Source organism: Vibrio sp. ED004 (assembly GCF_023206395.1).
Taxonomy (GTDB): Bacteria; Pseudomonadota; Gammaproteobacteria; order Enterobacterales; family Vibrionaceae; genus Vibrio.
Map to the genome: position 1 here is coordinate 481,107 of NZ_CP066150.1, position 26,977 is coordinate 508,083.

General features: G+C 44.2%; 20 protein-coding genes. 9 read left to right on the forward strand and 11 right to left on the reverse strand.

Going from position 1 to position 26,977, the window contains the following annotated elements; all coding sequences use genetic code 11:
* The first annotated feature begins 290 nt into the window (after positions 1-290).
* The 3 genes from ITG10_RS19760 (at position 291) to ITG10_RS19770 (ending at position 4,293) form a co-directional block, all read left to right on the forward strand.
* On the forward strand, positions 291-1,463 hold the full coding sequence (locus tag ITG10_RS19760) for a glycerate kinase (RefSeq protein WP_017630174.1): 1,173 nt from the start codon (positions 291-293) through the stop codon (positions 1,461-1,463).
* Positions 1,464-1,751: 288 nt separating this feature from the next.
* Positions 1,752-3,203, forward strand: a complete 1,452-nt coding sequence (locus tag ITG10_RS19765; RefSeq protein WP_248387091.1) for a catalase — start codon at positions 1,752-1,754, stop codon at positions 3,201-3,203.
* A 217-nt stretch (positions 3,204-3,420) separates the two neighbouring features.
* Entirely contained in the window at positions 3,421-4,293 is an 873-nt protein-coding gene (locus tag ITG10_RS19770) for a patatin family protein (RefSeq protein ID WP_017630176.1), read from the forward strand.
* 120 nt (positions 4,294-4,413) lie between these two features.
* On the opposite strand, the gene ITG10_RS19775 is transcribed toward ITG10_RS19770, so the two are convergent.
* From ITG10_RS19775 to ITG10_RS19785, 3 genes are all read right to left on the reverse strand, one after another.
* Positions 4,414-5,406 (reverse strand): 2-hydroxyacid dehydrogenase, encoded by a 993-nt coding sequence (locus tag ITG10_RS19775; protein ID WP_017630177.1) that lies wholly within the window; start codon positions 5,404-5,406, stop codon positions 4,414-4,416.
* A gap of 222 nt (positions 5,407-5,628) precedes the next feature.
* A complete protein-coding gene (locus ITG10_RS19780; protein ID WP_017630178.1) occupies positions 5,629-5,961 on the reverse strand; it encodes a DUF1971 domain-containing protein in 333 nt (110 codons plus the stop codon).
* A gap of 62 nt (positions 5,962-6,023) precedes the next feature.
* Complete coding sequence (locus ITG10_RS19785; protein WP_017630179.1) at positions 6,024-6,827, reverse strand: ferredoxin--NADP reductase; 804 nt, start codon at positions 6,825-6,827, stop codon at positions 6,024-6,026.
* A gap of 353 nt (positions 6,828-7,180) precedes the next feature.
* On the opposite strand from ITG10_RS19785, the gene ITG10_RS19790 reads away from it, so the two are divergent.
* The gene (locus tag ITG10_RS19790) at positions 7,181-8,125 is read left to right on the forward strand and encodes an acyltransferase (protein ID WP_017630180.1); all 945 of its coding nucleotides are present in this window, start codon (positions 7,181-7,183) and stop codon (positions 8,123-8,125) included.
* A 113-nt stretch (positions 8,126-8,238) separates the two neighbouring features.
* Here ITG10_RS19790 and ITG10_RS19795 read toward each other — a convergent pair whose 3' ends face one another.
* From ITG10_RS19795 to glgX, 3 genes are all read right to left on the reverse strand, one after another.
* Positions 8,239-8,961 carry a tRNA (adenine(22)-N(1))-methyltransferase TrmK gene (locus tag ITG10_RS19795; protein WP_026084172.1) on the reverse strand — a complete coding sequence of 241 codons (723 nt, stop codon included), beginning with the start codon at positions 8,959-8,961 and terminating at the stop codon, positions 8,239-8,241.
* 151 nt (positions 8,962-9,112) lie between these two features.
* Positions 9,113-10,855 carry a diguanylate cyclase gene (locus ITG10_RS19800; protein WP_248387171.1) on the reverse strand — a complete coding sequence of 581 codons (1,743 nt, stop codon included), beginning with the start codon at positions 10,853-10,855 and terminating at the stop codon, positions 9,113-9,115.
* A gap of 230 nt (positions 10,856-11,085) precedes the next feature.
* On the reverse strand, positions 11,086-13,080 hold the full coding sequence (gene glgX / locus ITG10_RS19805) for a glycogen debranching protein GlgX (protein WP_017630183.1): 1,995 nt from the start codon (positions 13,078-13,080) through the stop codon (positions 11,086-11,088).
* A gap of 434 nt (positions 13,081-13,514) precedes the next feature.
* Between glgX and lamB the strand changes: the two genes are divergently transcribed.
* Both lamB and ITG10_RS19815 read left to right on the forward strand, forming a co-directional pair.
* Positions 13,515-14,756, forward strand: coding sequence for a maltoporin LamB (lamB, locus tag ITG10_RS19810; RefSeq protein ID WP_017630184.1), 1,242 nt, complete (start codon positions 13,515-13,517; stop codon positions 14,754-14,756).
* A 165-nt stretch (positions 14,757-14,921) separates the two neighbouring features.
* A complete protein-coding gene (locus ITG10_RS19815; RefSeq protein WP_017630185.1) occupies positions 14,922-15,749 on the forward strand; it encodes a MalM family protein in 828 nt (275 codons plus the stop codon).
* Positions 15,750-16,305: 556 nt separating this feature from the next.
* Here ITG10_RS19815 and pulA read toward each other — a convergent pair.
* Together pulA and ITG10_RS19825 are read right to left on the reverse strand one after the other, a co-directional pair.
* The gene (gene pulA / locus ITG10_RS19820) at positions 16,306-20,004 is read right to left on the reverse strand and encodes a pullulanase-type alpha-1,6-glucosidase (protein ID WP_017630186.1); all 3,699 of its coding nucleotides are present in this window, start codon (positions 20,002-20,004) and stop codon (positions 16,306-16,308) included.
* 354 nt (positions 20,005-20,358) lie between these two features.
* The gene (locus ITG10_RS19825) at positions 20,359-22,131 is read right to left on the reverse strand and encodes an alpha-amylase family protein (protein ID WP_248387093.1); all 1,773 of its coding nucleotides are present in this window, start codon (positions 22,129-22,131) and stop codon (positions 20,359-20,361) included.
* 158 nt (positions 22,132-22,289) lie between these two features.
* Here ITG10_RS19825 and ITG10_RS19830 point away from each other — a divergent pair, with 158 nt between their 5' ends.
* On the forward strand, positions 22,290-22,679 hold the full coding sequence (locus ITG10_RS19830; protein ID WP_017630187.1) for a DUF1294 domain-containing protein: 390 nt from the start codon (positions 22,290-22,292) through the stop codon (positions 22,677-22,679).
* 54 nt (positions 22,680-22,733) lie between these two features.
* Here the strand turns inward: ITG10_RS19830 and ITG10_RS19835 are convergent, their stop codons facing one another.
* A complete protein-coding gene (locus ITG10_RS19835) occupies positions 22,734-23,318 on the reverse strand; it encodes a LysE family translocator (protein WP_017630188.1) in 585 nt (194 codons plus the stop codon).
* Between the two features lie 141 nt (positions 23,319-23,459).
* Here ITG10_RS19835 and ITG10_RS19840 point away from each other — a divergent pair, with 141 nt between their 5' ends.
* Positions 23,460-23,900, forward strand: a complete 441-nt coding sequence (locus tag ITG10_RS19840) for an Lrp/AsnC family transcriptional regulator (protein WP_009845852.1) — start codon at positions 23,460-23,462, stop codon at positions 23,898-23,900.
* A gap of 26 nt (positions 23,901-23,926) precedes the next feature.
* Positions 23,927-24,856 carry a LysR family transcriptional regulator gene (locus ITG10_RS19845; protein ID WP_017630189.1) on the forward strand — a complete coding sequence of 310 codons (930 nt, stop codon included), beginning with the start codon at positions 23,927-23,929 and terminating at the stop codon, positions 24,854-24,856.
* 153 nt (positions 24,857-25,009) lie between these two features.
* Here the strand turns inward: ITG10_RS19845 and ITG10_RS19850 are convergent, their stop codons facing one another.
* Entirely contained in the window at positions 25,010-26,071 is a 1,062-nt protein-coding gene (locus tag ITG10_RS19850; protein WP_017630190.1) for a c-type cytochrome, read from the reverse strand.
* Positions 26,072-26,080: 9 nt separating this feature from the next.
* Positions 26,081-26,722 carry a c-type cytochrome gene (locus tag ITG10_RS19855; RefSeq protein ID WP_017106530.1) on the reverse strand — a complete coding sequence of 214 codons (642 nt, stop codon included), beginning with the start codon at positions 26,720-26,722 and terminating at the stop codon, positions 26,081-26,083.
* Between the last annotated feature and the right edge of the window lie 255 nt (positions 26,723-26,977).

Genomic DNA, 26,977 nt, shown 5'->3' on the forward strand with positions numbered 1-26,977 from the left:
GGACAAAAAGATTTTATAATTCCGCAATGCGAAACAAAAAGCGTGTTCAGGATCTGGTTTCTAAGACTAAATCGAATGAAATTCGATAATTTCGCGGGAGTAAAATTGTCAAATTATGGAATTCGAGCAAACAGTAACTTTACTGAATATAAAATAGTGGCGCTGAAATCTGAGGCAGTGGTCAAATTCAGAGAGCGAAATACGCACAGTTGAGCTGTCTTCTATATAGTGGTTTTGTTGTTTTGGAATTATTTCTTGGTAGATCTCGTTCAGTTTTGGAGCCAACGTCTATGAAAATTGTTATTGCACCAGACTCGTTTAAAGAATCTTTATCGGCGGTATCGGTGGCGGCGTGTATTGAAAAGGGCTTTCGTGAAATCTTCCCTGACGCTGACTATGTGACCTTACCTCTGGCCGATGGAGGAGAGGGAACAGTAGATGTGTTGCTGCAAGGTTTAGTGGGGCAGAAGCGAACCCACCAAGTAGAAGGGCCGCTGGGTGAACTTGTAAACGCAGAATTGGCAATGCTTGAACCGTCAGAGCGTAATCCAAACAAAACCGCACTGATTGAAATTGCTGCTGCATCTGGATTGGATTTACTGACTCCAGCCCAACGAGCTCCTTTGGTTGCCTCTTCTTTCGGTACTGGGCAACTGATATTAGAAGCGATAGAGCAGGGTGCTCAAACCATTATTCTTGGGTTAGGTGGCAGTGCGACCAACGATGGTGGAGCGGGTATTGTTCAAGCGTTAGGCGGGACACTGTTAGATAATGCAGGGCAAGAGCTTAGCCGAGGTGGTGCTGCGCTAGCGGAGTTAGCATCTATTGACCTAACAGGTCTAGATTCACGCTGTGCTGATATAAAGTTGATTGTCGCGTGTGATGTGGATAATCCGCTGTGTGGTGAAAACGGTGCCAGCCATATATTCGGCCCACAAAAAGGGGCAAGCCCAGAACAAGTTGTAACGCTGGATAAGGCGCTTGCTAACTTTGCTCAAGTCGCTGAAGCGCAAGGTTGTGTTAGTGGCGATGAACCTGTTCACAAGCACGCTGGTTATGGCGCGGCTGGTGGTACGCCGATGGGGCTGGGTTTGCTATTCAATATGCAGATTAAACCTGGAATTGAGATGGTTCTCGATGTTTTACAAGCCGATGAAGTGTTGAAAGGCGCAGACCTCGTGATTACCGGCGAAGGCCAAATGGACAACCAAACCCTGCAAGGTAAAACACCTTATGGCATTGCTAAACGTGCGAGCTTGCAAGGTATTCCGACTATAGGGATTGCCGGGTCATTAGGCACTGAAGTCGAAGCGCTTTACGGTGAAATGAGCAGCTTGTTCGGGACCGTAAGATCGCCACAAACTTTAGGAAAAGTATTACAAGAGGCAGAGCTTAACTTAACGAGAACGGCAAGAAATATCGCTGCGACTTTACGGTTAGGTCACAAAATATCGCAAAATTAGTGAGTTATGATGAGAAAGGGAGAACCTTAGAACTAGTTCATGAAGTCATGTAAGTTCATGATTATTATATTCTAAATATTATTATCAATATTGAATGATTATGATTTAGATCATTAATTCGATAGGTTTTATCCATGATAACGATAATTACAAACGATTATATTTTACTTTGAGTCAGGCTTATTCTATATCCTTAATTGCTGCGTGGTTTTGTGTGATGAATAACCACCATACAGAAGTGAAGGTGCAGCAAAGATGCTGTACCTAAATGGTAATAAGGAATTGATGATGAGTAAAAAACTAACTACAGCTGCGGGTTGTCCTGTTGCTCATAACCAGAATGTTCAAACTGCGGGCAAACGTGGCCCACAACTTCTTCAAGATGTTTGGTTTTTGGAGAAATTGGCCCACTTTGACCGCGAAGTGATTCCAGAGCGTCGTATGCACGCGAAAGGCTCAGGTGCTTATGGCACATTTACCGTTACACACGACATCACAAAATACACCAAGGCAAAACTGTTCTCTGAAGTAGGCAAAAAAACCGACTTGTTTGCACGTTTTACGACAGTAGCGGGCGAGCGTGGCGCGGCTGATGCAGAGCGTGATATTCGTGGTTTTGCATTAAAGTTCTATACCGAAGAAGGTAACTGGGACATGGTAGGTAACAACACGCCCGTGTTCTTCTTACGTGACCCTCTTAAATTCCCAGATCTAAACCACGCCGTGAAACGCGACCCGCGCACTAATATGCGCAGCGCAAAGAACAACTGGGATTTCTGGACCTCTCTACCTGAAGCGCTTCACCAAATCACCATCGTGATGAGTGATCGTGGTATCCCTGCGACTTACCGTCATATGCATGGTTTTGGTAGCCACACATTCAGCTTTATTAACGCAGACAACGAACGTTTCTGGGTTAAGTTCCACTTCAAATCTCAGCAAGGTATCAAGAACTTGTCTGATGCAGAAGCGGCACAAGTGATCGGCGATGACCGCGAAAGCCACCAACGTGATCTGCTAGACAGCATCGATAACCAAGACTTCCCTAAATGGACACTAAAAGTACAAGTGATGCCAGAAGCGGACGCGGCGAGAGTACCATACAACCCATTCGATCTAACTAAGATCTGGCCACACGCAGATTACCCATTGATTGAAGTGGGTGAGTTTGAATTGAACCGTAACCCGCAAAACTTCTTCGCTGAAGTTGAGCAGTCTGCATTCAACCCTGCAAACGTGGTACCGGGTATCAGTTTCTCACCAGACAAGATGCTACAAGGTCGCTTGTTTGCTTACGGTGATGCGCAGCGTTACCGTTTGGGTGTTAACCATCAGCATATCCCAGTGAACGCACCTCGCTGCCCTGTACACAGCTACCACCGCGATGGTGCAATGCGTGTTGATGGTAACTTTGGTAGCACATTAGGCTATGAGCCGAACAATGAAGGTCAGTGGGCAGAGCAACCAGATTTCGCTGAACCAGCATTGAACCTCGATGGCGCAGCAGCACATTGGGATCACCGTGAAGATGAAGATTACTTCTCTCAACCGGGTGACTTGTTCCGCCTAATGACACCAGAGAAGCAAGCGATTCTGTTTGATAACACTGCTCGTAACCTAGGCGGCGTACCTAAAGAAATTCAACTGCGTCACCTAAGACACTGTTACAAAGCCGACCCTGCATACGGTGAAGGCATTGGTAAACTGCTTGAAATCGATGTGAGCGAATTTAAGTCGTAGTTAATCATCTTGATTAGTTAATCGAAAGGCCGTTGAGTGAATCACTCGATGGCCTTTTTTGATCTCGCTGTTCATCAAGCAATGCTAGCTCATTGAAAAATTGAACTATCTATATTGATAGTTTTTACCTATCGAATTGATAAACATATCCCATTATCTTTATAAGATGGATGGGATTATTCTACAGCTATCAGTTTATAAAGTAATAGAGTTTGAGATGAGTAAAAGCGCATTAATCGTTGAAGGTGGGGCAATGAGAGGCATCTTCGCTGCCGGAGTTTTGGACGCCTTTATGCAAGACGATTTCCGTCCTTATGACTTTGCCATTGGTGTATCTGCGGGTGTGTCGAATCTGGTTGGTTACTTATCTCATGCACCAAAACGCAGTTATGATGTGATCACCACGATGGCGACGGATAAGACCTTCTTTAACCCTGCTCGCTTTGCCAAAGGTGGTAACTTAGTGGACGTTAAATGGTTATGGAACGAATCCAATCAGCGTTATCCGCTAGATTGTGGTGAGCTGTTTTCAAGTATCCCACTCATTGCTGCTGTCACAAATGTCGATACGGGCAGTGCAGACTACTATCATATCAAGCCAGAAAACCTTTCTAACGTGGTTGAAGCAACAACGGCTCTACCTATCGCTTATCGTGAAACACCGTGCTTCTCTGGTGGTTGCTATACCGATGGTGGTGTGGCTGATTCGATTCCGGTTCGCGAAGCATACCGTCGTGGTGCACGCGATATTACGGTGATTCTTTCTCATCCTTTGAGTTACCGAATGAAGCCTCAAAAGCACCAATGGATGCTGAAAAAACTACTAAAGAAATTTCCAAATATTGCTGAGTCGATGGCGGTACGTGCTGAAAACTACAACCAATCTTTGGAGTTCATTCGTAATCCACCAAAAGATGCGACCATCAAGGTGATAGCGCCGCCAGAAGCCTTCGCAGTGAAGCGTTTAACTATGGATAAAAGCACTCTGAATGCAGGTTATGAGATGGGCGTAAAAGCTGGTGAAGAGCACCTTGCGATTCGAAAAGGCGTGTATGGTTTAGACACCGAAGATTGTCATTTCTGCTTCTAGGGACGGTTTTAGAGTACTGGATAAACGACAAAGCCACGCTGTTCACTTAAGAATAGCGTGGCTTTGTATTTGTAGAGTTAGTTTGTTTGTAACTCAGTCTGCTATTAACTCAATCAACGTTTAAACGAGTTCGTTGCCGCTGGTGTTGCCAGCAAAGAAGGCATCAACACTGGTGAGCGTTGTATTGGCGATGTTGAACAGAGCATCTTTGGTCAAGAAAGCTTGGTGGCCGGTGAACAGCACGTTGTGACAAGCAGATAAGCGACGGAATACGTCATCCACGATCACATCGTTAGATTTGTCTTGGAAGAACAGTTCTTTCTCGTTGTCGTAAACATCAAGGCCAAGCGCGCCAATCTTGCTTTGTTTGAGCGCTTCAATTGCGGCTGTGGAATCAAGTAACTCACCACGGCTGGTGTTGACGATCATCACGCCATCTTTCATTTTGCCAAATGCCGTTGCATCTAATAAGTGGTAGTTCTCTTTACTCATCGGGCAGTGCAGAGAAATTACGTCAGACTCTTGATAAAGCTCATCCAGTTCCACGTATTTAGCACCCAGTTCAATGGCTAATGGATTTGGATATGGGTCGTAGCATAAGATGTTCATGCCTAAACCTTTCAGAATACGCATCGTCGCTAAGCCAATTTTTCCTGAACCAATTACACCGACAGTTTTACCGTGGAAGTTGAAGCCTACTAAGCCTTCAAGGGAGAAGTTCGCATCACGAGTACGTTGGTATGCTTTGTGTAGCTTGCGGTTCAAACACATCATCATGCCGACGGTGTGTTCTGCTACAGACTCGGGAGAGTAAGCAGGGACACGAACGACTTGCAGACCAAACTCTTTGGCTGCGTCTAGGTCGACTTTATCAAAGCCCGCACAGCGCATTGCAATCAGTTTGGTGCCGCCTTGTGCAAGAATCTCTAGTACGTCTCGTGATAGGTCGTCGTTTACAAATGCACACACCACTTCATTGTCGTGCGCCATTTTTGCTGTGGTTGTAGTGAGTCGAAAATCGTGAAAATGGAACTCGGCGTTGAGTTCGCCTTTTGCAAGTTCAAATGATTTTTCGTCGTATGATTTTGAGCTAAAAAAAGCAATGTTGAGCATGGCTTCCTCTCTTACCTAAAAAATGAATACCCCAATTATGTTTATTTGATAAGGGGTTAAAATTAACAACTTTGTTCAGTGTGCTAGAGTTTTTTTCTCTTGTCTATCACCATTAGTCATTGTAATTAATATGGTTACTTGGTCTTTTATCTTCACTTATTGAACATTAAAAATCATATCACGAAGTAGCTTGCTTATAAGTTCATCAGTATCGAATGGATCTTACTTTCGAGCATTGAACATCTTTTTGGTCTCTTTTTCTGACCAGAAGTTAATGTTGAATTGTGCGTCGTCACTCAGTTCCACTCGATGCCAATATTGAGGTGGACTGGTGGCAAATTGTCCTGCTTGGATTGTGATAACATTTTCTGGTTCTGTCGCTTCTGCATCAGCAAAACCATAGAAGGTGACAGTGCCTTCCATTACGCAGATCTGACCAAACACGCCTTCCGCGGTGTTGTGATGGTTGAGGAGTGCTGCTGGGATGTTGTCTTTAGTGAAAAAGGGTGTTGAACGTTGGATTTTCCAGTGTGACGGAATACGTAAATGACTCATATATAACCTCTTCTCTAGCTGTTCTTTGAAATGGGTACTTCTATGTCGTAGGTGAGCAATCTTTACCAATAGTTCTCACTGCTGAATTGACCCGGCTTTCTACGTAAGTGCTTCTCGAAACCCAAGCTAGTTAGTGCTTCGCTCGTGTCACGAACCATTTGCGGATTGCCACAAAGGTAGAAAAAACTGCGGGTCTGATTGAAAGCGACAGACGCGGTTTGCTCAAGGTCGCCTCCAAGTAACAAGCTTGGGATTCGTCCGCGCAAAGTTCCGGTGACTGATTCTCTAGAAATAATTGGCACATATTTAAGTTTCCCTTGAAAGTGATCGACGAGTTGAGTAATACGGTCTCGATAAGTCAGGTCTTGTTCTGTTCTTACGGCATGAACCAATACAAGGTTTTTGAATGAGGCGGCTTTTTCAGATTCAGAGCCGTTTTGCTCCTGTATCTGCATACTTTCGAGCATTGAGATAAATGGGCCCACCGCAGTTCCAGTTGAAAGCATCCATAGATCGTCTGCGATCTCTGGGATCTCATCCAATGTCATAAATCCACTAGGGTCTTTGCCAACAAAGATGTCGTCGCCTACCTTCAACTGATGAAGTTGAGGAGAGAGTTGACCGTTTTGATCCTTAACAATCAAAAACTCTAAATGCTGATGGCCTTTTGTGTGTTCTGGCGCATTCACCATTGAATAAGCACGTCTCACAAACTCATCCTCACTATTGAGTAAGCCGAGCTTAGTAAACTGACCCGCCTGATAAGGGGAGACAGGAGCACTGACTTGGAGTGAGAACAATTGATCTGTCCACTCTGTCTTGTGTGTTACTTTTCCTGTTACCAAACCATGAGGAATATCTGTCATATCATCACCTTTGTGTAGAGAAGTTATCTCATTAAGGATACTCAACTATCTTACTTTTTGGAGTTGCATGTACCATGCCAATGATGAGAATGCTTATCAATACTGAGTTTCTGAGAGGAATTACTCTTAATCGAGTCAAAAACACACACCGTGCATTGAGTCTTAATGACTTGTAGTGGTCTTTTTGTTTCATTAAAAGTTGGACTATGGTGGCTTTGCTATGGCTAATTTTGAACTGAGCTTGATTAAACTCAACGAGTGGTTTGACCCTTGAACGAATCCACCAATAACTAAAGAGAATAATTTACAGATGAGTATAATGGCGGCTTTCGATCTCAATATAGCCGTGTTTTATGCTTGATAATCTTCGTATGGCCTTGAATGTGTTGTTCGTGACCATTAATACTGCAATGACTGCGTTTACCGTAAGCTTCTTTGGCCTCATCAAACTGATTCTTCCAATCTCTGTTGTACAGAAGTCGTGTACTCGTCTCGCTAACTTCACATTTTGGTGTTGGGCTTCGCTCAATCTTTGGATGCTGAATATTAATAATGATATCGAATGGCAAGTCGAAGGAGGAGAGGACATCTCGACCAAACAGTGGTACTTGATGATGTCTAATCACCTGAGCTGGGCGGATATTGTGATTTTGTCTTCTATCTTGAAAGATAAGATGCCGATGACTAAGTTCTTCCTTAAGCACGAACTGTTGTACGTGCCTTTTGTTGGCTTAGCCTGCTGGGGCTTAGATATGCCGTTCATGCGACGTCACTCCCGCGAGTTTTTGTTACGCAACCCAGAGCGCCGTAATGATGATTTCGATGCCATCAACAAGGCGTGTACCAAGTTCAAGCTAGCGCCGACAACATTGGTTAACTTTGTGGAAGGAACGCGTGCTAACCACGACAAACTGGCGACAGCGAAAACCCCTTACCGACACCTATTGAAGCCAAAAACTGGCGGTGTGGCGTTTGCTCTATCTGCAATGGGCCCAATCTTAGATGGTATTGTTGATGTGACTCTGGCTTACCCTGAAAACCAAGTATCTCCGTTTGAAGATATGCTAAAAGGCAAAATGACCAAGGTGGTGGTGCGTATTAAATTGCACCCGATGGACGAGAACGTAAACGGTAATTACTTTGAAGATAAAGCATTTAAACGTCGCTTCCACAGTTGGTTAAACAACACGTGGAAAGAGAAAGACGAATATCTTGATACGGTTTACGGGGTTGATACGCCCTCTGAGGTTGAAACGATTGAGCAGCCTGATGCGGTTCATAAGAAACAAGAGCAGTAAGCTCAAACCAAAATGACAACATTAAAAAAAAGCCGATAGCTCATTTGAACTATCGGCTTTTTTATTGAATTAGGTTTTTCAGAAGTAAGCGGGATAGTTAGTGCTTACTACTGTTAAATGGCTTGGTACGCATCGATGATGTGTTTAACTTCACTAGGCTTACCTTGCTTTTCTTGGCCTTGATGAATACGTAAGTAGTGCTGCAGCGTTTTGGCTTTGTACTGCTGAGATACCTTCATTTTTTCATCACAACTCGATGTCCAAATCTTGTCACCCACGTTTGATATCTCGCTAACGGTTTGGGTCTTTTCTGAATCACCGCGGCTATTACTCACCAATAAAATCTCGTAATAACGATGGTTCTCTTCAATCAACACTTCATCAATAAGGCCAAAATTGAGCGCCTTTAAATGACTTCTCAACTCGAATTGTTGATGTACCGGACAAAGCAAGAAATCGATCGCTTTGTCTGGGTGTTGACGATGAATATCATCAACGAGCTTTTGAGTAAGATCACCACCGACGCCCGCAATAATAACTAGGTGTTTGCCAGTATGTTTCTCAAGAGGGATAGCGGCGACATCCATACAATAGACTTGCCATTGGCTGGTAACCGTTTGTTCGGCTTTATTATCTTGTGGAAAGTAGCGCGCTAGCTTGCCTTCAAGCTCACACATTAGAGACGGGACAATATCGACAAAGTGAATTTGAGGCGATTTGTTATCCGACAGCAATTGAACACCCAAGAAGCCGTGATCACAGCAACAGTCCCAAATATGTTGGTAGTCATTGCTGACAAGGGAATAGAGAGTTTGCAGTCGGTTACTTAGCTTCATAAGGCTCGTGTCGTTAGAAAAGGGGTATCGTCGTGTTGAACGCGCATTGTAATGACTTTCCATAAAAACAAAAGCACCTAGAGTATGAATCCTAGGTGCTTTGTTGTTATTGGTATCGCACCAATTACGATACGAGTGTGTTAGCTCATGTCTATGACGCTTTAGCGAAAGCTCTGATATGGCCTTCCACTCGGTTCTTACCAAGTTGTTGCGCGATAAGCTTTGCCTGTTCCGCCAGCGCTAAAGCTGAGTCTGTTTCGCCTTCTATTTGTGAGTACCCCACGCTAACCCCTAGTGACAAGGTGATATCTGGAGTGACGATGGCTTTCTCCGCGATTGCTATTCGGCACTGGTCTAGTTGGAATTTGGCATCTTTCACGTCATTGGCCTTGAACAATACAGCGAACTCTTTTCCTCCAACACGCGCCAAGCAAAGACCTTTCGGCTTAGGGAAGTAAGAACGCAGTGATTCTGCAGTCAGCTTGATCATCTGATCTCCCACCGCTTCACCGTAGGCACGGTTTACATGGTCGAAGTTATCGATATCAATCAGTGAGACGTAGGTGTCGGGCTCGCTCGCGTAGTTTTCGATGGCGATACTGAAACTGCTCTTATTGTCTAACTGCGTCATCAGGTCTTTGCTGCTCAATTGATGTTGAAGCAGTAAGTTAGACAAAGAGACCTCAGTGTAATCACGGATCATTCGTAAAATACTCTGACTGATCGGCAAGTTGGCGTTGAGGTAGATCACTGCTATCAACTGTTTGCGAGAATACATAGGAATACAGTAATGACGTTGGTGTATTTTGAGTTTACGAGCCAATGGATCGGCGTATTTCCCGTTTCTGTAAGCCATGGAGTCCGGGACAAAGCGTTCCGCTAAGAGATCGTCACAATGTACTGTTGATTTGTTTCCGTGGTAGTCGATGGTACTGAATGAGTGGCTCTCAGGCTGATACAGACAGAATTGGATACCTTTATGATAGGTAAAGCTATTCAAGATGGATTTCAATTTGCGCTTAAAGCTAGCAAGGTCTTCAACTTTGTTCAGTTCAGACAAAGATACGTTTAAGCGGTAAGCCAGATAGTTTGCGCTAATCCACAACAGAAGCGGTGAGCCAAGCACCACGCCCGTTAATGTAAATTGGTGCGAACTGGTTAGGATGTCATGGCGATCAGTGCCTGCGATGAACACCCAGTTCAAACTGTTATCTGCGTCAAATACCGATATTTTGAAGTTATCTTGATAGTAGTATTCGTGCTTACCAACAGTTTCACCTTGTGAGAGTTGATGGCTGATACCAGCATGATAGCTGACAGATTTAGAGCCGATACGTTTTGGATCTGGGTGAAAGACCAGTCGTTCTGTTGCTCGGTCAACCACAAATACATAGCCGTGATTAAGCGTTTTTAAGTCTCTTAATCCTTGTGTAGTGTGTAGAAGGTCAAACTCAATCCATATTTCTTCATTCAATCTTTCCGCCGTGTGTTTAACTGCGAATACCCAACGACCATCTGCTTTTTGGTAAATCGAAGAAATGTAGAAATCTTCAACCACACTGTCTATTGAGTTCCATCTTATGGAATCGATTTGTTCATGGGAAAGAGGTAATCTACGACTTGATATATATTGTTGGGATTGTGGTTGGTATCGAACGATATCGGAGAAGTTTGGCGTTCTTTTTAGAATATTATCGCTCAACTCTCTGAATTTTTTATCACCGAATGGATCCGTTTTAGGTAAGCCTAGACTGGTTTCTAAAAAATAGAGTTTACCGAATGTGGCTTCGATGTTGGAACGAATAGTGGAGCTTGCGATACGAATGTTTGATGATGATTGTTCAGTTGCTGCTGTTTCTACTTTTTCAAGCTGAGCCACAGCAAGGTAGAGCATCCCTCCGGTTAATAAAATAATGTATGGTTTGAAAAGCCGAATAAGTGTTTTAGGTAAAGCCATGATATCCAAGACGTTATAGATTCATTTTTATAGTACGGCAATACTAAACAGTTTTATTAACCACATCAATGCAAATGATTCCATATGCGTGAATGAGTTTTGTGATATTCAGCTAACAAAAAAGCCAGTCATAAACATAACTGGCCTCTATGGTTTTCGGTGTTTTATTAAGCTGGCTTAGCTTTTACTTCAATCAAATCAGTCTTATCTGGCGAGTAGTGCAAAATTGCCATCGAAGTTGGCGATAACAGCATTTCACTTTCTGCATGGCCAGGTTTTACGTTTCGCGAGTTGGTATCACAAATGGTGACCCAGTTTTGATCGCGATCCGTCGGTAATGAGAAGCGAGCGGGTGCGTTGGTTTGGTTTATCAGATAAATCAATTCGTCACCGTCTTTGCCAATACCCAAGTGCAGCGCAACAGAGCTTAAACGATTCCAATCATCATGTTCCATGAGTGTGCCATCGACACGACTCCAGAAGATGCGATTAGAGTTGCGTTTTTCTCCACTGAACGCCTTAATAAAAGGCACCATGTATTGCTGACGTGCGGATATCATTTCAGCTAACCAACTCTTGAAATAAGCTTTTCGCTCAGAATCTTCCCAGTTAATCCAGCTAATTACACTGTCTTGACAGTAAGCATTGTTGTTGCCTTTTTGAGTATGAGATAACACATCAGCTGTCATGATGTGCGGAATACCAAAAGCAAACAATAGACTCGCCATGAAGTTACGTTTCTGTTTTTCACGTGTGGCAACGACTAACAGGTTTTCGGTTTCCCCTTCAACACCGTAGTTATCAGAGCGATTATCACCGTGTCCATCTCGGTTGTTCTCACCGTTATCTTCATTGTGCTTGTGCTTGTAAGAGACAAGATCTTGCATCGTGAAGCCGTCGTGATACGTGATGTAGTTTACGGTTAGTCTGTATGGCCAGTGGGCTGCGCTGTAGATATCACGAGACCCCATTAAGCGCGTCGCAAACTCTTTTAGATAGCCTTGATCACCGCGCCAGAAACTACGTGTAATATCGCGCAGTTTGTCGTTACATTCATTCCAGCCTAGTGGGAAGTTACCTACTTGATAACCGTTAGGGCCAATATCCCACGGTTCTGCAATTAATTTGGTCTCTTTGAGCACAGGATCTTGAGCAACGGCTTTGAAAAAAGCCGCTTCAGGGTTGTAATTATCGCCTTCGCGTCCCAGTGTCGCAGCCAAATCAAAACGGAAGCCGTCGACTTTGAATTCACTCACCCAGTAACGAAGCGTATCCATGACCAAGTTTAGTGCTGGTTGGTGAGTCAGGTCGACGGTGTTACCGCAGCCTGTGAAGTTCGCATAATGACAACCATGCTTAATGTAGTAGCGGCTATCGAGTGCTTTTAGGTTGAAGGTTGTACCACCTTCACCGCCTTCTGCTGTGTGGTTGTACACCACGTCTAGAATGACCTCGATGCCATTACGGTGCAGTTCGCGAATCGCAGTCTTTAACTCATTTACGGCATCTTTCTCTGCGTAGCGAGGGTCTGGCACCATGAACAAATATGGGTTGTAGCCCCAATAGTTCACTTTCCCCATATCCAATAGATGAGGTTCGTGCATACATGCCGCAATAGGTAAAAGTTGTAGAGAGTTGATATTTTGTTGTTTGTAGAACGCAAGCATTTCAGGGCTAACCAACCCTAAATAACGGCCCTTGGTGTTGGTCTCTACTTCTGGATGAAGTTGAGATAAGCCTTTTACATGGGTTTCAAATAGAACGGTCTCTTCGCGGCTAATACGTGGCTTCTCTACGTCTTGCCAATCAAAGGCGTCATCGACAACAACACATTTTGCCATCGAGAAGCTTTTTTCATTGGTATATGGAGTGACGTAATCGAGCGGTTCGCTGATTGCTTTCGCATAGGGGTCGGACAGCAGGATCGGGCCTTCATCAGTTTCAGCAATGAAGCCGTATTTTTGTCCAGCTTTAATGCCTTCGATAAACACATATCTGATATCGGCGTATTCATCTTCCAACGTGTAAGTGGTGAATTCATCGTTCTCATCAAAGAGCGCGAGAGATAGAGATTTACAGTCAGGAGAAAAAATAGAAAAGTTACAGCCAGTGTTACCTAGCGTTGCGCCTAGCGGATAAGGGCGAGCGAGCGTTCTAGTCATTGCTTGATTTCTTGTTCGTTTATCGACATCAGTGAACTATAAGTAAAAAGCTTTGTCACAATAAGGTCAAGCAACTTCACAGATTAATTACTGTTAAAAAAATAATTCATCGATGAAGTTCAAATTATATATTTGAACTAGATCTCACTTATGCTGAATAATTAGATCTGTGTGCTGTCTACTCCTCCTAGATTAAGTGATCTACCTCTTTAAAACACCGTTCTGTATATTTCCTACTCCCTTCTCATCCCCCTTAATTTAGTTCAGGGCGGAGGAAGTCAAACTTGTCATCCCCTCTTAATATTGACCCCGTTGAAACGAATCAGGGGAAACCCTAAACCTCTCTATCTTACGACTACCATTACTGCCTTTGGTTGCCGCAAGAGAGCAAAAATATAAAAACCTAAAATAAATCGTCCTTAATGGAGTTAAGAATGAAAAAAGTAAGTTTGATTGCTGCTGCAGTGGCAACTACATTAGCTGCTGGTTCTGCGTTCGCTGTAGATTTTAATGGTTACATGCGTGCTGGCACTGGTATCAGTGGTAACGGTAATGGCGATGTATCAGTTAACAAAGCCGGTGTTGGTCGTCTAGGTAACGAAAATGACAACTACTACGAGTTCGGTCTAGCTGAAGAATTGAAAACTGGCGAGCAAACGTGGCGCGTAGAATCTATGATTGCTCAAGGCAACAATGGTTCAAATGGTTGGGAAGACGGTGATTTCAACGTTGCACAATTCGCTGTTAAAGCTAAAGGTGTTCTATCTTTCGACAACGAAGCAACACTTTGGGCTGGTAAAACATACTATCAACGTAAAGATATCCACATTACTGATTTCTACTTCCTAGACACATCAGGTACTGGTGGCGGTATTGAAAACCTTTCGATTGGTGACCAGAAGCTATCTGTTGCACTGATTCAAGATGGTGACCATGACGAGTCTACTGGCTACAAATTTGATGCCCGTTTAGCGAACATCGGCCTTTGGCAGGATGCTTCTCTAGAGCTAGGATTATTATACAACTTTGCAACTGACTCTGATGACAAGAGTGAAGAAGCGGATGATGGCCTACTAGCTTCTGCAATCATTCACCAAGGTATGGACAACGGTTTCCATCAAACTATCCTACAATATGGTACTAACGGTTACGGTGTTCAAGCTGCAAACTTATGGGGTGCAGGTTCTTACTACGCACGTGGTACTGAAGCAAACAATGATGCATCTGGTTTCCGTTTGATCAACTGGGGTGTAATGAACCTTGGTGAGTCTTGGGAAATGGGTCACCAACTAGCATACCTAGCCGGTAGCGACGTTGGTGGTAGCGACGTAAATGGCGCGTATACCAATAAAAACTTTGATGTTGATCAGTATTCGGTAGTAGTTCGTCCTATGTACAAGTGGAATGACACTATGCGTACGATCTTCGAAGCAGGCTACAATGCTGGTGAGCGTATCATTGGTGATGACCAAAATCCTTTAAAAGGCCTAGCTACTGAAGACTTCGGTAACGCTAAATTCACGGTAGCCCAAGCTTGGGCTATGGGTGACAGCTTCTGGGCTCGTCCTGAAATCCGTGTTTACGGTTCTTACATCCTAGATACTGAAAACAAAGAAGCATTCAATGGCGACGATACAGAATACGTATTCGGTATTCAAGCTGAAGCTTGGTGGTAAACACCTAGCGTAACAAATCCTAAACTGTCCTAATTCATAGCCGGCTCGCGTCGGCTATTTTTTTAAGGAATGTACGATTAAGTTGATCGTTCCCTAGGTGAATAGTTCTCTTTGTGGTAATTAAAGTTAGTAAATTTCTTAAAAAAATAACAAGAAGGAAGGGTTATGTATTTTAAAGCTCTAATGTTGAGTGGCTGTGTTGCGTTGGCCGGTTGTCAATCTGCACAAGTAGTTGAGCAAGTACAAGTGGCACAGGCTGAACAAGTTAACTCTATTGCTGGTCTTCAATTTGCCCCTATGAAGCTTCCAAGCTCGGCAATTTTCGATGTAACACCAGACAGTCAAATTTTAAACTATCAGGGTATAAACAGCCCTGTAGTAGCGATCGAACTACCAGCGGATCGTGGTGAATACTCTATTAAGATCACTAGCATGATCGGTGAGACTGCATTTGTTCCTAATGCGGTTATCTATGATAAGAACGGTCGTGAGTTGGAGCGTTACGGTAAAGACAGCTTTGAATACGCGAAGCCTAGGTTGCATTTGGGCAACCGTCTTGTTGCAGAAAACGATTTCTACCCACCGACAACTGCTGAGTCTGTGTACTTAGTTATCTATACAGAGCAAGAAGATCTTGGTGGTTTTACTGATGTAATTCACCCTGCACGTCTAGATGCGGAAGGCCGTGGTAACTATTTGCCAGAAGTAGAAGATATTCTAGTTCCAAATGCGAATGTCGGTAAGATAGAAGTAACGATTGATAGAGTGGGCTTCTTCTCATTCGGGGCTAGCAGTGAATCTAACGCTAAACCAGCGGCAGCAGCTACGGTTGAGACAATTCAACCAGAAACACAAACTTACTACCATAATGCAATTCAAGCAGCAGTAGACGCAGACAATATTCCAAAAGCTCTGAGCCTGCTAGATGAAGCAAAAGCATTGGGTATTGAAGGCGCACAAGAAGTTTTTGTAAAAGCAGTCAATAAAAAGTAGTCGACGAGTTTGTCAATACCGATAGATATAAAGAGAAGGGCTCCTAACTAGGAGCCTTTTTTATTGCCGGTAATAAATTAAAATCAATACTGATATTCACAGAATACTTGATTGTAAATAACCACAGACTTACACATAATAACCAATGCTAATATAAATTCGCGTGTATGGTTTTTATTTACTATTAGTTAAAACACTCTCGTCTATTTTACTCCCCTCAAACAGTTTAATACGAACTCTATTGACGTATCACCATTTCACCTACCGACCTAAGCTCGGCTTCCTAAATTTTACGTAAACTGGAATTATACGTTTACACGAAGTCGTTATGCTTTCTACTAAGAACTAAGAACTAAGAACTAAGAACTAAGAACTAAGAACTAAGAACTAAGGTGGTTCATTTATCTCTTAACATTGGAGTTAATGGAGGCAATGGAATGATGTGGTGTATTGGGAATGGTGTTTGTTGAGGACAAAAAAAGGGAGACAGACGTCTCCCAAAGGCTAGCTTTCGCTGGTTTTTATTATCTGTTACTTCGCTTCGATACTTTAAGCTTTACTGCTTAGTGACCGAAACAACTGGACCATCTACGTCGTCATCCAGCTCGTGAATCGCATTCAGAGTGAATGTATAGCTGCCAGCTTCTGTTACGCTTAGTTGGCAGTTACCATCAGTTCCTAGGTCGATTGACCCATCAGCAAGTTCAACGGAATCACAACCAAAGTTAGGTGATACCCAATCAGCATCAGCAAACTTGAAGCCATAGTTACCCGCTTCCAAGTTGCCTGTTACAGAATAAACCCCATTAGCAACAAAGTTCATCGCCCAATCATCAACAGGATTCCATCCATTCATGTCACCACGAACGTAAACTGTTGTTTGGCCGTATGGTGGAATACTAGACACATCCTTGTCTGAATTATCAACTGGCAGACCAGCACCTTGTGCACCGTCTTGAGCTTGCACGAACACAGCGGTGGTTAGTGCTGGTACTGTGAAGGTTTCAGTAGCAAAGGTTGCGTCTTTAACGGTGTCGTCAGCTGAGTTTTGTTGAACTGTGTGAAGTGTAAAGTCTGTTGCTCCTGTGATTTTGAACGATTGAGTTTCATTGGTTGAGTTTACAACCGCGACAATCGCATCGTTCTCTGGGTCGAGGTCTGTGCCTGCGGATACACCATCATCGATAGACATGACAATCAGGCCTTCGACTTGGTCTTCGCCAACGTTATGGAAATCGACTCGTTTCATGACTTCGTCAGCTGTATCTAAGCGGAACAGTTCACTTGAGCTACGGATCTTTAATAGATCAAGGAACTGCTGCTTCGTTAATTCAATGTCGTCTGCGTCTGGTTTCGCCGTTGGGTCAGCAATGATGGTTTTGATCAGATCCCAGTTTGCACCATCTTTGTCTTCACGAGGTAAGCCGACGTTCCAGTTGTTGTCAGTACCATCAAACATTACGCGGTTGTACCAGTCACCAGAGTCGTAAGAATCACGCTGCATCGACTTAGAACGAAGCAGTTCAGAACCCATATGGATGAATGGTATACCTTGACCTAACATCACGGTAGAGAGCGATACAGACTGCATACGAGCACGCTCTGCAGAGCTAGTCCCTTCTGCGATTTTGTAAGCGTTGTTGTCCCAAAGTGTTTGGTTATCGTGTTTTGAAACGTAGGAGATGTTCTCTGAAGGCATCTTGGTGTAACCAGCCGGTGCTCCGTTGTAGTCGACGTTTTTACCCAGTTTTGTATCGCCTTTGTAATCAATCAACACGTATTCTGCGAGGTTACCCGCCATGCCTAGGCGGACAAGATCTTGGTTGTGTAAACGACCGTTAATAGAGTCTTGATCGACTTTGGTTTCATCGTTAGCAATCGCAGCGTTACCGAAGCCTTGGTTGAAGCGAAGTGGGTGGTTACCTTCTGAATCGACGCCACCATCGAACGGACTACCGCCACGAACTGCATCGCGTAAACGGTCTGAGAAGGTGCCGATTTCTGTACCTGCCATGTTGATTTGGTTTGCTTGGTCGAAGCGTGCGTTGTTTGCTACCTCGCCAAAATCCCAACCTTCACCGTAGAACAGCGTGTTCTCGTCGATTTTACGTACTTCAGCAAGCGCTTCTACCATTATGTCTTTTGGTTGGTGACCCATTAAATCAAAACGGAACCCATCCACTTTATAGTCGTCAGCCCATACCTTAAGTGAGTCGACCATCAATTTACCCATCATCAGGTTTTCGGTCGCGGTGTTGTCACAACATGTTGAATTCTCTACGCCACCTGTGTTCATGTTAAGACGGTGGTAGTACCCAGGAACAATCTTATCCAATACTGATTTATCGTTCACACCAGACGCGTTGGTGTGGTTGTATACCACGTCCATGATCAGCTTAAGATCCATGTCGTGTGTGGCTTTTACCATTTGACGGAACTCTAGAATACGCTTCGAACCGTTAGGATCTGTCGCGTAGCTCCCCTCTGGAACCGTGTAGTGGAATGGGTCGTAGCCCCAGTTGAAACTGTCGAGCATTCGCAGGTCGTTCATTAGCGCTTGGGCATCGCCTGTAGAAGGGTCATAACCATCGAGTACATCCTCGATGACCTTATTTTCGTCTTCGTTTCCACACAAGGCGGCAGCAGGTTTTACATCACATAGCTTACCAACGGTGTCCGTAATATCGACACGGCTCGCTTCATCTTCATCGACGGTAGCGATATCAAATGCCGGTAAGATATGCAGCGTAGTTAAACCTGCTTCTTGCAGAGCTTGTAGGTGTTTGACCGACTCACGCTCTGCTTCTGTGAGAGCGAGGTATTTTCCATTTAGGTTTGGTGTACCTAGCTTGTCGCTGAAACTAAAGTCACGAAGGTGAGATTCGTAAAGTACATGGTCTTCGTCTTTCTCTACGGTTGGTCGTTCGTAGTCGTCCCAGTTCGCTGGTTTCAAGGTTGAATCATTCAGGTCAATCACTTGAGAGTATGCTGAGTTCTTTGACAAACTGAGAGAGTAAGGGTCTGTCACAAGGCGAGTTTCGATATTGCCTGTGGTTGGGTGATAAACCTTAACTTGGTAGCGGTAATAACTGTTCACTGCGTTAGCAACTGCGTCAGTTACCCAAATACCTGTCTCAGTGTTTTCCGTCATCGGGATTACTTGTGAACTTAGCAGATCTTCACTGTACAGAACGAGTTCTACATCTTGCGCTGTTGGTGCCCAAAGTTTGAAGGTAGCCGCACTGCCTTCAACAATCGCACCGAGTTCTTCAGCCATCGCATTACCAGCATCTTCACTGGCAAATACCGCATCAAGCACACCCGGCTTTTGAACCTCAGTTGAAGAGGTAACGTCGCCATTTGAGTTGTAGGCAACAAGGATTATCTGAGACTTCAAAATGGTGCGCAGTGTTGTGTCATCAACATCAATTGCCACTGCTGGTAAGCTTGCTAGGTGTCGGAAACGCTCTTTTAATTCAGAAGACAGTTCTCCGTCTTTGCTCAGTTCAATCGCAGTTCCGCCGACAATCTCTTTGTCATCGTTCATTGTGATGCTGTTGTCTAGTGCATAGAAGAGCTTCACAGAGTCTGCATTGCTAGCCGCTTCCCAACCAATTGTGGTGGCATCTAGCCAATGTGCTTTTTGGCCATCAATATTGACTGGTCGCTCTGAAATAGGGTCGTAGTACAATTCGCTGCTGCCATGGAAACCAAATACGCCTTGTGAATCGCCAAGCTTAGTTAACTCGACTTTTGAGTTAGCACTGCCAAATGCTTTCTCATCACCATTGTGCAAGATGAAGTTCATGCATTTGTGCGGGTCTGAGGCATCTGGGTCAACTTTCAATACGTAATAGGCGCCGTAAGTATCGCTAATGCCGTCGTATTCGTAAGGGCTGTTCCAGTCGGTTCCGGTTTCACTTAATCCCATGCCGACTAAATCTGTGCTGGTACAGCCTTCACCATTCCAAAGGTGCAGCCCCCAACCGTCGTAAGTTGAGCCAGATGAGCTTGCAGCGGCAACATCGCGTTTGTAGTAAATAACGACTTCGTTTTCAGCTGCAGGGTATAAACCACTGTTGCCAGGGTCTGTACCGTTGTCGCTCTCATTATCACTACCACAACCCGCGATCAAAGTAGCGGTGAAGAGCGGTAAAATTGCTTTGGCCAATGTAGAGCGTTTGAAGCTCTTCTTTTTGGTGTTGTTGAAGGTATTTCGTAGAGAGATAATTTTATTAATATTTATGTTGTTCACGTTTTAATATCCATATTTCACTTTTTATGAAGATGAATATCCTAGTCTTAACGATGGTCAACTATTTGTGATGGCTATGTATAAAGTTATTTTTAATGTGTAAAAATAGGAAACCTAGTGTCAATATCACGCTTTGTATTTGGTTTAAGTTAAATTAATTGGATCAATAACTCATATGTTTAATATCAATAGTAGAAGGCGTAGAGGATGGGAGTAGATAATAAGGATGAGAGTTCATCCTTATTAATGTGAGGAAGGTATCGAATTGAGGTGACGTTAATTTAATGTGGGAATTAAGTTATTTGTCAATTAATTAAAGCTCAGATTGTTTGGGAATTAATAATGATAAATATCCTATTCAGATAAGGGGAATACCCAAACCAACGAAGCTAGTGGCTTTAGCTCAAGACTAAAACTGCCAATACTTTTCTCAACTTTTAATACCTGTTGTTGAATGCCTTCAATATGTTCATCTAACAAGTAACTGCTATCAGCGATTGTGAGCGCTTGTATAACATCACTTGGAACGGTTAAGTGAATATTCTCGGTGATATGTTGGCTGAAATTCGCAGCAATTAAGGTCATTTCTTGGTCGTCATAGCGCAGAAATGCGTAAACCGAATCATTCAAATTATTGCTCTGGTGTAAGTCTAGGTACTGTCCCGTCATTGAAGAATGCTCAAGCGAAAAGTTCATTACCTTCTGATAGAAATGACGTAGTTGTTTTTCGTTATCGTCTAATAGCCCACCATCAAATGCACCTTGGTTCATCCATTTTTGGTGCTGTGGGACGCCGATGTAGTCAAAGATGGATGTACGTGAGGGCTGTCCAAAGCCTGCATTTTCTGCCCCCGGTTCGCCGACTTCTTGTCCGAAGTAAATCATGGTTGGTGAACTGCTCAATAAGGCGCTGACGAGCATTGCAGGCTTAGCAATATTAGGATTACCAACAAACTCAGGAGACGCGATGCGCTGCTCATCGTGGTTATCCAAGAAGTGCATCATGTGATGTTCAATATCCATCATCTGATGTTGGATATCGGGGATGATAGCTGTTGAAGCTTTGCCTTGCATGATGTCTTTAAGTCCATCGTATAGATCCACTTTATCGTATAGATAATCCATTTTTCCGAGATGTATGTAGTCACGGTACAAGTTTGGTTGGTATACCTCTGCCATCAAAAAGGCACTGGGATTTTTCATCTTTATTGATGAGTTGAGGTAGCTCCAAAACTCAACAGGCACCATTTCAGCCATGTCGTATCGGAAACCATCAACGCCTTTGTCTAACCAGAACAAGGCGATATCTCGGAACTTCACCCAAGAGTTAGGCACATCGACAGATTTCCAGAAATGGTAGTGTTCATGGTAATCACGTTGAGTATAGTCACTCGGTAAGTCTGGAAAGTCCTTTGAACCGTCAGGGCGTACACCGTAATTGATCTTCACGGTTTCATACCAATCGTCGAAATCAGGTTTAGCCAAGCGTGAGCCGTTGCCTGTCCATTTTGCGGGCTTTTCGATAAACGGAGAACTTAGATTTGGGTGCTGCTCACCACCAAGTGGCGTAAAGGCGGGCTCGATATCTGGCAGTTCAAAGTCGCTGTTCGGGATGTAGTAAAAGTTGTTATCTAGATGGTATTCGAGTGTTATGTCATCATCCGCACCAAAGTCACTGATGCCTTGTGGGTTATTTAGCCCCTCATAATGACGCGCAACGTGATTAGGGACGATATCGATGATTACCTTTAAGCCGTTGTCGTGGCTTCTTTTGATTAATGCCTCAAACTCTTCCTGACGGTGCTCGGGGGTGTCGGCGAGATCTGGGTTTACAGAGTAATAATCTTTGACGGCATAAGGTGAGCCTGCACGGCCTTTTACCACGCTTGGGTGATCGTCTGAAATACCAAGGTGTTTGTAATCATTGATGAGCGCATGATGTGGAACTCCGGTATACCAGATGTGAGTCATTCCGAGTTTGCGGATTTCTGACAGCGCTTTATCTGTAAAATCACTGAACTTGCCGACGCCGTTTTGTTCGATTGTGCCCCATGGAACATGTTGGGTGTTTTTATTGCCAAATAAACGCGTAAAAACTTGGTAGATGGCGTACTTTTGGTTGTACATATTTATAATTCCTTTAACTTCCATCATGTTATGTAGGGATGAAAGGGCTTGTTTATTACTTGGCAGACTAACTGAATTACAATATGCCTTACTCATCCTTATCAAAATCTACAGGGCGTAATTGCTACAGTATGTGAGCCATTACCCAAAAGGAGTTGATGTTGTCTTCATCTATTCAAATCGTTATTACTTATCTGGTTCTGGTGGCGGTATCTGCGTTGTTTGTAGAAAGTTCTAAAGCGCTGTTGGTGTGGTATCTGGCTATCGGATTGGTGACGTTTTTTGTGTACGCGAAAGACAAGCGAGCAGCGATCAATGGCAATTGGCGCGTACCTGAGAAAACTTTGCATATCTTTTCTGTTGTTGGTGGTTGGTTGGGGGCTTTGATCGCACAAGATAAGCTCCGTCATAAAACGCAAAAGCAGCCGTTCAGAGCGATTTATTGGCTGACGGTGGCAATAAATATAGCAGTGTTTATATGGACGTTAACGCCGAGCGGGCAGGCGATATTTGGTCGTTGGGTGAGTGAAATTATTGGGTTTCTTTAACGACAATGATGGTTAGTAACTGTGTACTAACCATCAATAGCTATAGTGAGTCGATTAGAGCATTGGAATCGTTGATGCTAACAGCAACCCGGCCATACCGTAATTAAAGCTTTTGATGCGTACTGGTGTTGTTAGCCAGTGTTGCAGTTGTTTGCCTGCTGCCGTCCAGAAGGTCACTGATGGCAAGTTAGCTAGCGTAAAAATGGCTGCGATGATCGCAAGTTCCCACCATGAGCTGCCGCTGCTATAAACGGAAATCGCCGTTAGTGCCATCGACCAACCTTTCGGGTTCACCCATTGAAAACTTGCCGCGCCGAGAAAGGTCATCGGCTTATACGCTTCGGTACTTTTGGCTTTGCCGCTCAATGCTATCTTAATCGCAAGGTAGACGAGGTAAGCAAGGCTCAGGTATTTCAAAACTTGGTGCGTCATTGGGTACGCGTTGAAAATCCCCATCAAGCCGAAGCCAACCAACAGCAACATGGCTGCAAACCCTAGAGCAATGCCAAGCATATGCGGAATCGTGCGGGCAAAGCCAACATTCGCACCTGATGTCATGAGCATGATGTTATTTGGACCCGGCGTGAAGGTCGAGACAAACGCAAACAAGGCAAGTGCGCTAAGTTGTTCTAAAGGCATAATGGTTCTCCAGCAATAAAATGAACGAAGTGACTGACCGGTCATGACTTTCACGTGTTGAGAAACATAGTAGGTGGAAAGTGAGGCAATTATGTGCTTTTATTTCCTCTATTATCACTAAATGCACAATAATAAGTACCTATGGATAGATTTGACGAAAGGATATTGCAAGAGCTTAAATTGGACGGCAGAATCTCCAACATTGAGCTTTCAGAACGAATTGGTTTGTCGGCTTCAGCGACCTTAAGACGAGTACAAGATCTTGAGCGCAAAGGCATTATCCAAGGTTACCGTGCGGTTCTCGATAATGGCTTGATGGGCGTGGGTTTTATTGCCTACGTTTCGATTGGCTTATCGAGCCACAGCAAAGCGGCTCAGTTAGAGTTTGAACAACACGTCAGCATGGAAAAAGAGGTGGTGGAATGCCACAACATTACCGGTGCTAATGAGTACTTGTTGAGAGTCGAAACTAAAGATCTGCCGGGCTATAAGAAGTTTCATGCCGATGTGCTTGGGGAATGTGCTCAGGTTCAATCCATAACGACTATGGTTGTGATGGATACCCCTAAAGATGAACGCTAATCGAGTTTTATTGTAGGAGAGGCGCAGTGCCCAATACTAATCAGTTGTTATTGTTCTTAGATGTGGTTCAACAAGGGTCGTTTACCAAAGCGGCGACCTTGCATGATATGGACAATTCGTCACTCTCTAAACAGATCAAAAAGCTTGAGCAAGACTTAGGTGTTCAGTTGCTCAACCGTTCTACGCGCTCGTTTTCTTTGACGTCTGCAGGGGAAGATATTCTTGCGCAAACTTATGTGTTGAAAGACACCATCAATCAGATCCAAGGCATTGCAGACTCGTACCAGTCTGAACCTAAAGGTGTGCTGCGAATTACGTCACCGATCTATTTTGGTCAGCAGTACCTGCAACCTATCATCACTCAGTTTATGAGAAAGTACCCTGATGTTCAGATCGTACTTTCACTAGACGATAAGATCGCCAACATCATTGCTGGGCAGTTTGATATCGCCTTTCGATTCAGTAAGCTCGTTGAATCGAATTTGATTGCGAAGAAGATTGCTGACAGTAACTTCATGCTGGTCGCGTCGAACGACTTTGTGAAAGAGCATGGTGAGCCTAAGACGCCGCAAGATCTACTCGCACTACCTGCCGTGATTTATACCAATGGCGATATGACGGTGGATCATCTGCGTATCAGTGAAGAACCGCATGGCAATACTTTCCAAAGCCTGACGATTCGTGGTAACTATAAGGTGAGTGATGTTCGTACTATGGTATCTTGCGTGAAAGATGGCTTGGGTTATGGCTTCCTTGATCAGTCAAACCTGTATGCCTCAATGAAGGAACTTGGCTTAGTCACCTTGCTACCGGATTACCCGATTTCTACAATCGATACCGCGATTTATGCTGTCTATCCGCACCGAAAGCAGACCAAACTGGTGAAAGAATTCATTACTACGGTTCAAGACTATATTGGCTCTCCGACCATTTGGGAGAAGATGCAGCAAGGTTAGCTGTTTCTCTGCCATATCAAATCAAAAAGGAGCCAGAACGTCATACGAACTGGCTCCTTTTTACTTTCCGGCAGTCACTAATTTACAATGTAAAGCTTAGCTATATCTGGTGTGATAGGCTCTTTTCTCGAAAAAATACCTATTTAATCGAGGCTAGTGGTTGTGAATGACTTCTTTGCCACTTGGATAAGTTTTTGTACCTAGCACGTGGCCATCAACTTCTTTGCCATAGTAGCCTTGGTGGTTGTGATAGCGTTCTGCATTAGCAGCCACATCGCCTTTGTATCTCGGATCTTGTGGGCGTTCATGACTGTTGACGAAAGCGGCCACATCCCATGCATCCTGAATGGAAAGCTGTTGGCTCTTTCCAAGCGGCATGTTTTCGTAGATGAAGTACGCGGCGGTGTTCACTCGGTGCATACCTGCGCCCCAGTTGAACGAATTCTCGCCCCAAAGTGGCGGTAGGTATGAGCGACCATCCGCCCCTTTAATACCTTCGCTATTTTGACCATGACAGGTTTGGCAGCTGGTTTGGTAAACCTTTTCACCACGCGCTATCGACGGTTCTTGTTTAGGGTTATCAATCTTAGGGTAGCCACGACCTGCCAGTTTGCTGCGGTCATCAATTGGGTATTTGCTTAGCAGCTCTTCAGGAAGAGGGAAGCTTTCCGCTTTACCACCGACTTGTAAATCCGCATCGCTGATCTCAGGGACGGGCGTGTCTTGCATGCCGTTCTTATCTAAGATGCCACCCATCGCCAACCAATATGAGTATGCCGTGAGCGCGACCATCTCTTTTGAGCCAACTGCTGGTGGTAAGCCATTCATTGAGTAAGTGAAACAGCCTTGGATACGTTCTGCGTAGCTGTTTACCTTGTCGTTTTTCTTACGGTAAGCAGGGTAGGCCATGTAAGCGCCCCAAAGAGGTGCTGCGTTTGCTTTCATGCCTGCTTGCATGTGGCAGTTTACACAGTTTTGTTCATTGCCTACGAACGTCCCACGCATCTGCTGAGAGTCGACAAACAGCGAATAGCCCAGTTTGACTTTGTCACCAAATTCCCCAGCAGGGATATCAACCAAGCCTCGTGGCACCAGATATTTGTTATCTTGAGGTTTCTCAACTGCTGGCAGTTCGGTTTGGCGATCAGGCAACTCTGCTTCGGCATAAGCGATTCCAGAGGCAAGGGTTGCGGTAATTAAAAGTAATGTTTTCATACGAGCCCTTTAGTATCGGAAAGATGCGAAGTAGTAAGACAGGTTTTTGATTTCATCGTCAGTTAACTTACCGGCGATGTTGCCCATCATGTTCAAATCATCACCCTTACGAGTGCCGTTTTTCCAAGCATTGAGCTGAGTTTGAATGTAGTCGGCGTGCTGGCTCGCTAGGCGTGGGAATTTGTCTACGCCCATACCACTTGGGCCGTGGCAGGTTGCACAAGCAGGAATGTTTCTGTCCCAATCGCCTTGGAATACAAGCTTACGGTAGGGGTTATCAATATCAGCTTGTGAGCCGCGCTGTTCTAAATCGCTGAATTCGTATGAAGGTAGTGAAGCAAAGTACTCTGCTACTTCACGACGAACGGTAGGATCAGACACACCATCCGCCATGCCCTTCATGATCGCGCTTTGACGCTCACCACTAGAGAATAGAACCAGTTGATGTTCAAGGTAGTCAGCATTGAGCCCTGCTAGCATAGGGGCAATGTTGGGCATGCCTTTACCGTCAGCTTGGTGGCAGCCACTACAGGTTTCTGCAGCTTCTGGCATTGGATTAGGCGCTGCTTGTGCAAAACCAGATAAAGAAAGGCTTCCCAGAGCTGCGATACAAAGCGTTAATGTTTGAGTTTTAATTTTCAGCTTAGTCATGAGGCGTCGCTATTGGTTGTAGTGCACGCATTTTCGACATAATTGATTGTTCGCGCTATTGTGGATTTCCACATTAATTCACTTTGAATTTGAGGTGAGTCTCACATTAATAACCTCAACCACCATAATGGTATTGATGTGAATTCCGTCAGGCTAATCCAATCGCTGTTTACGAAATGCAAGGGAACTGCCATGTTCGCCTCGGTGTAACTGCTTGTTAAGGCTCTTTTATGGCACCGATTGTATAAGCATAGC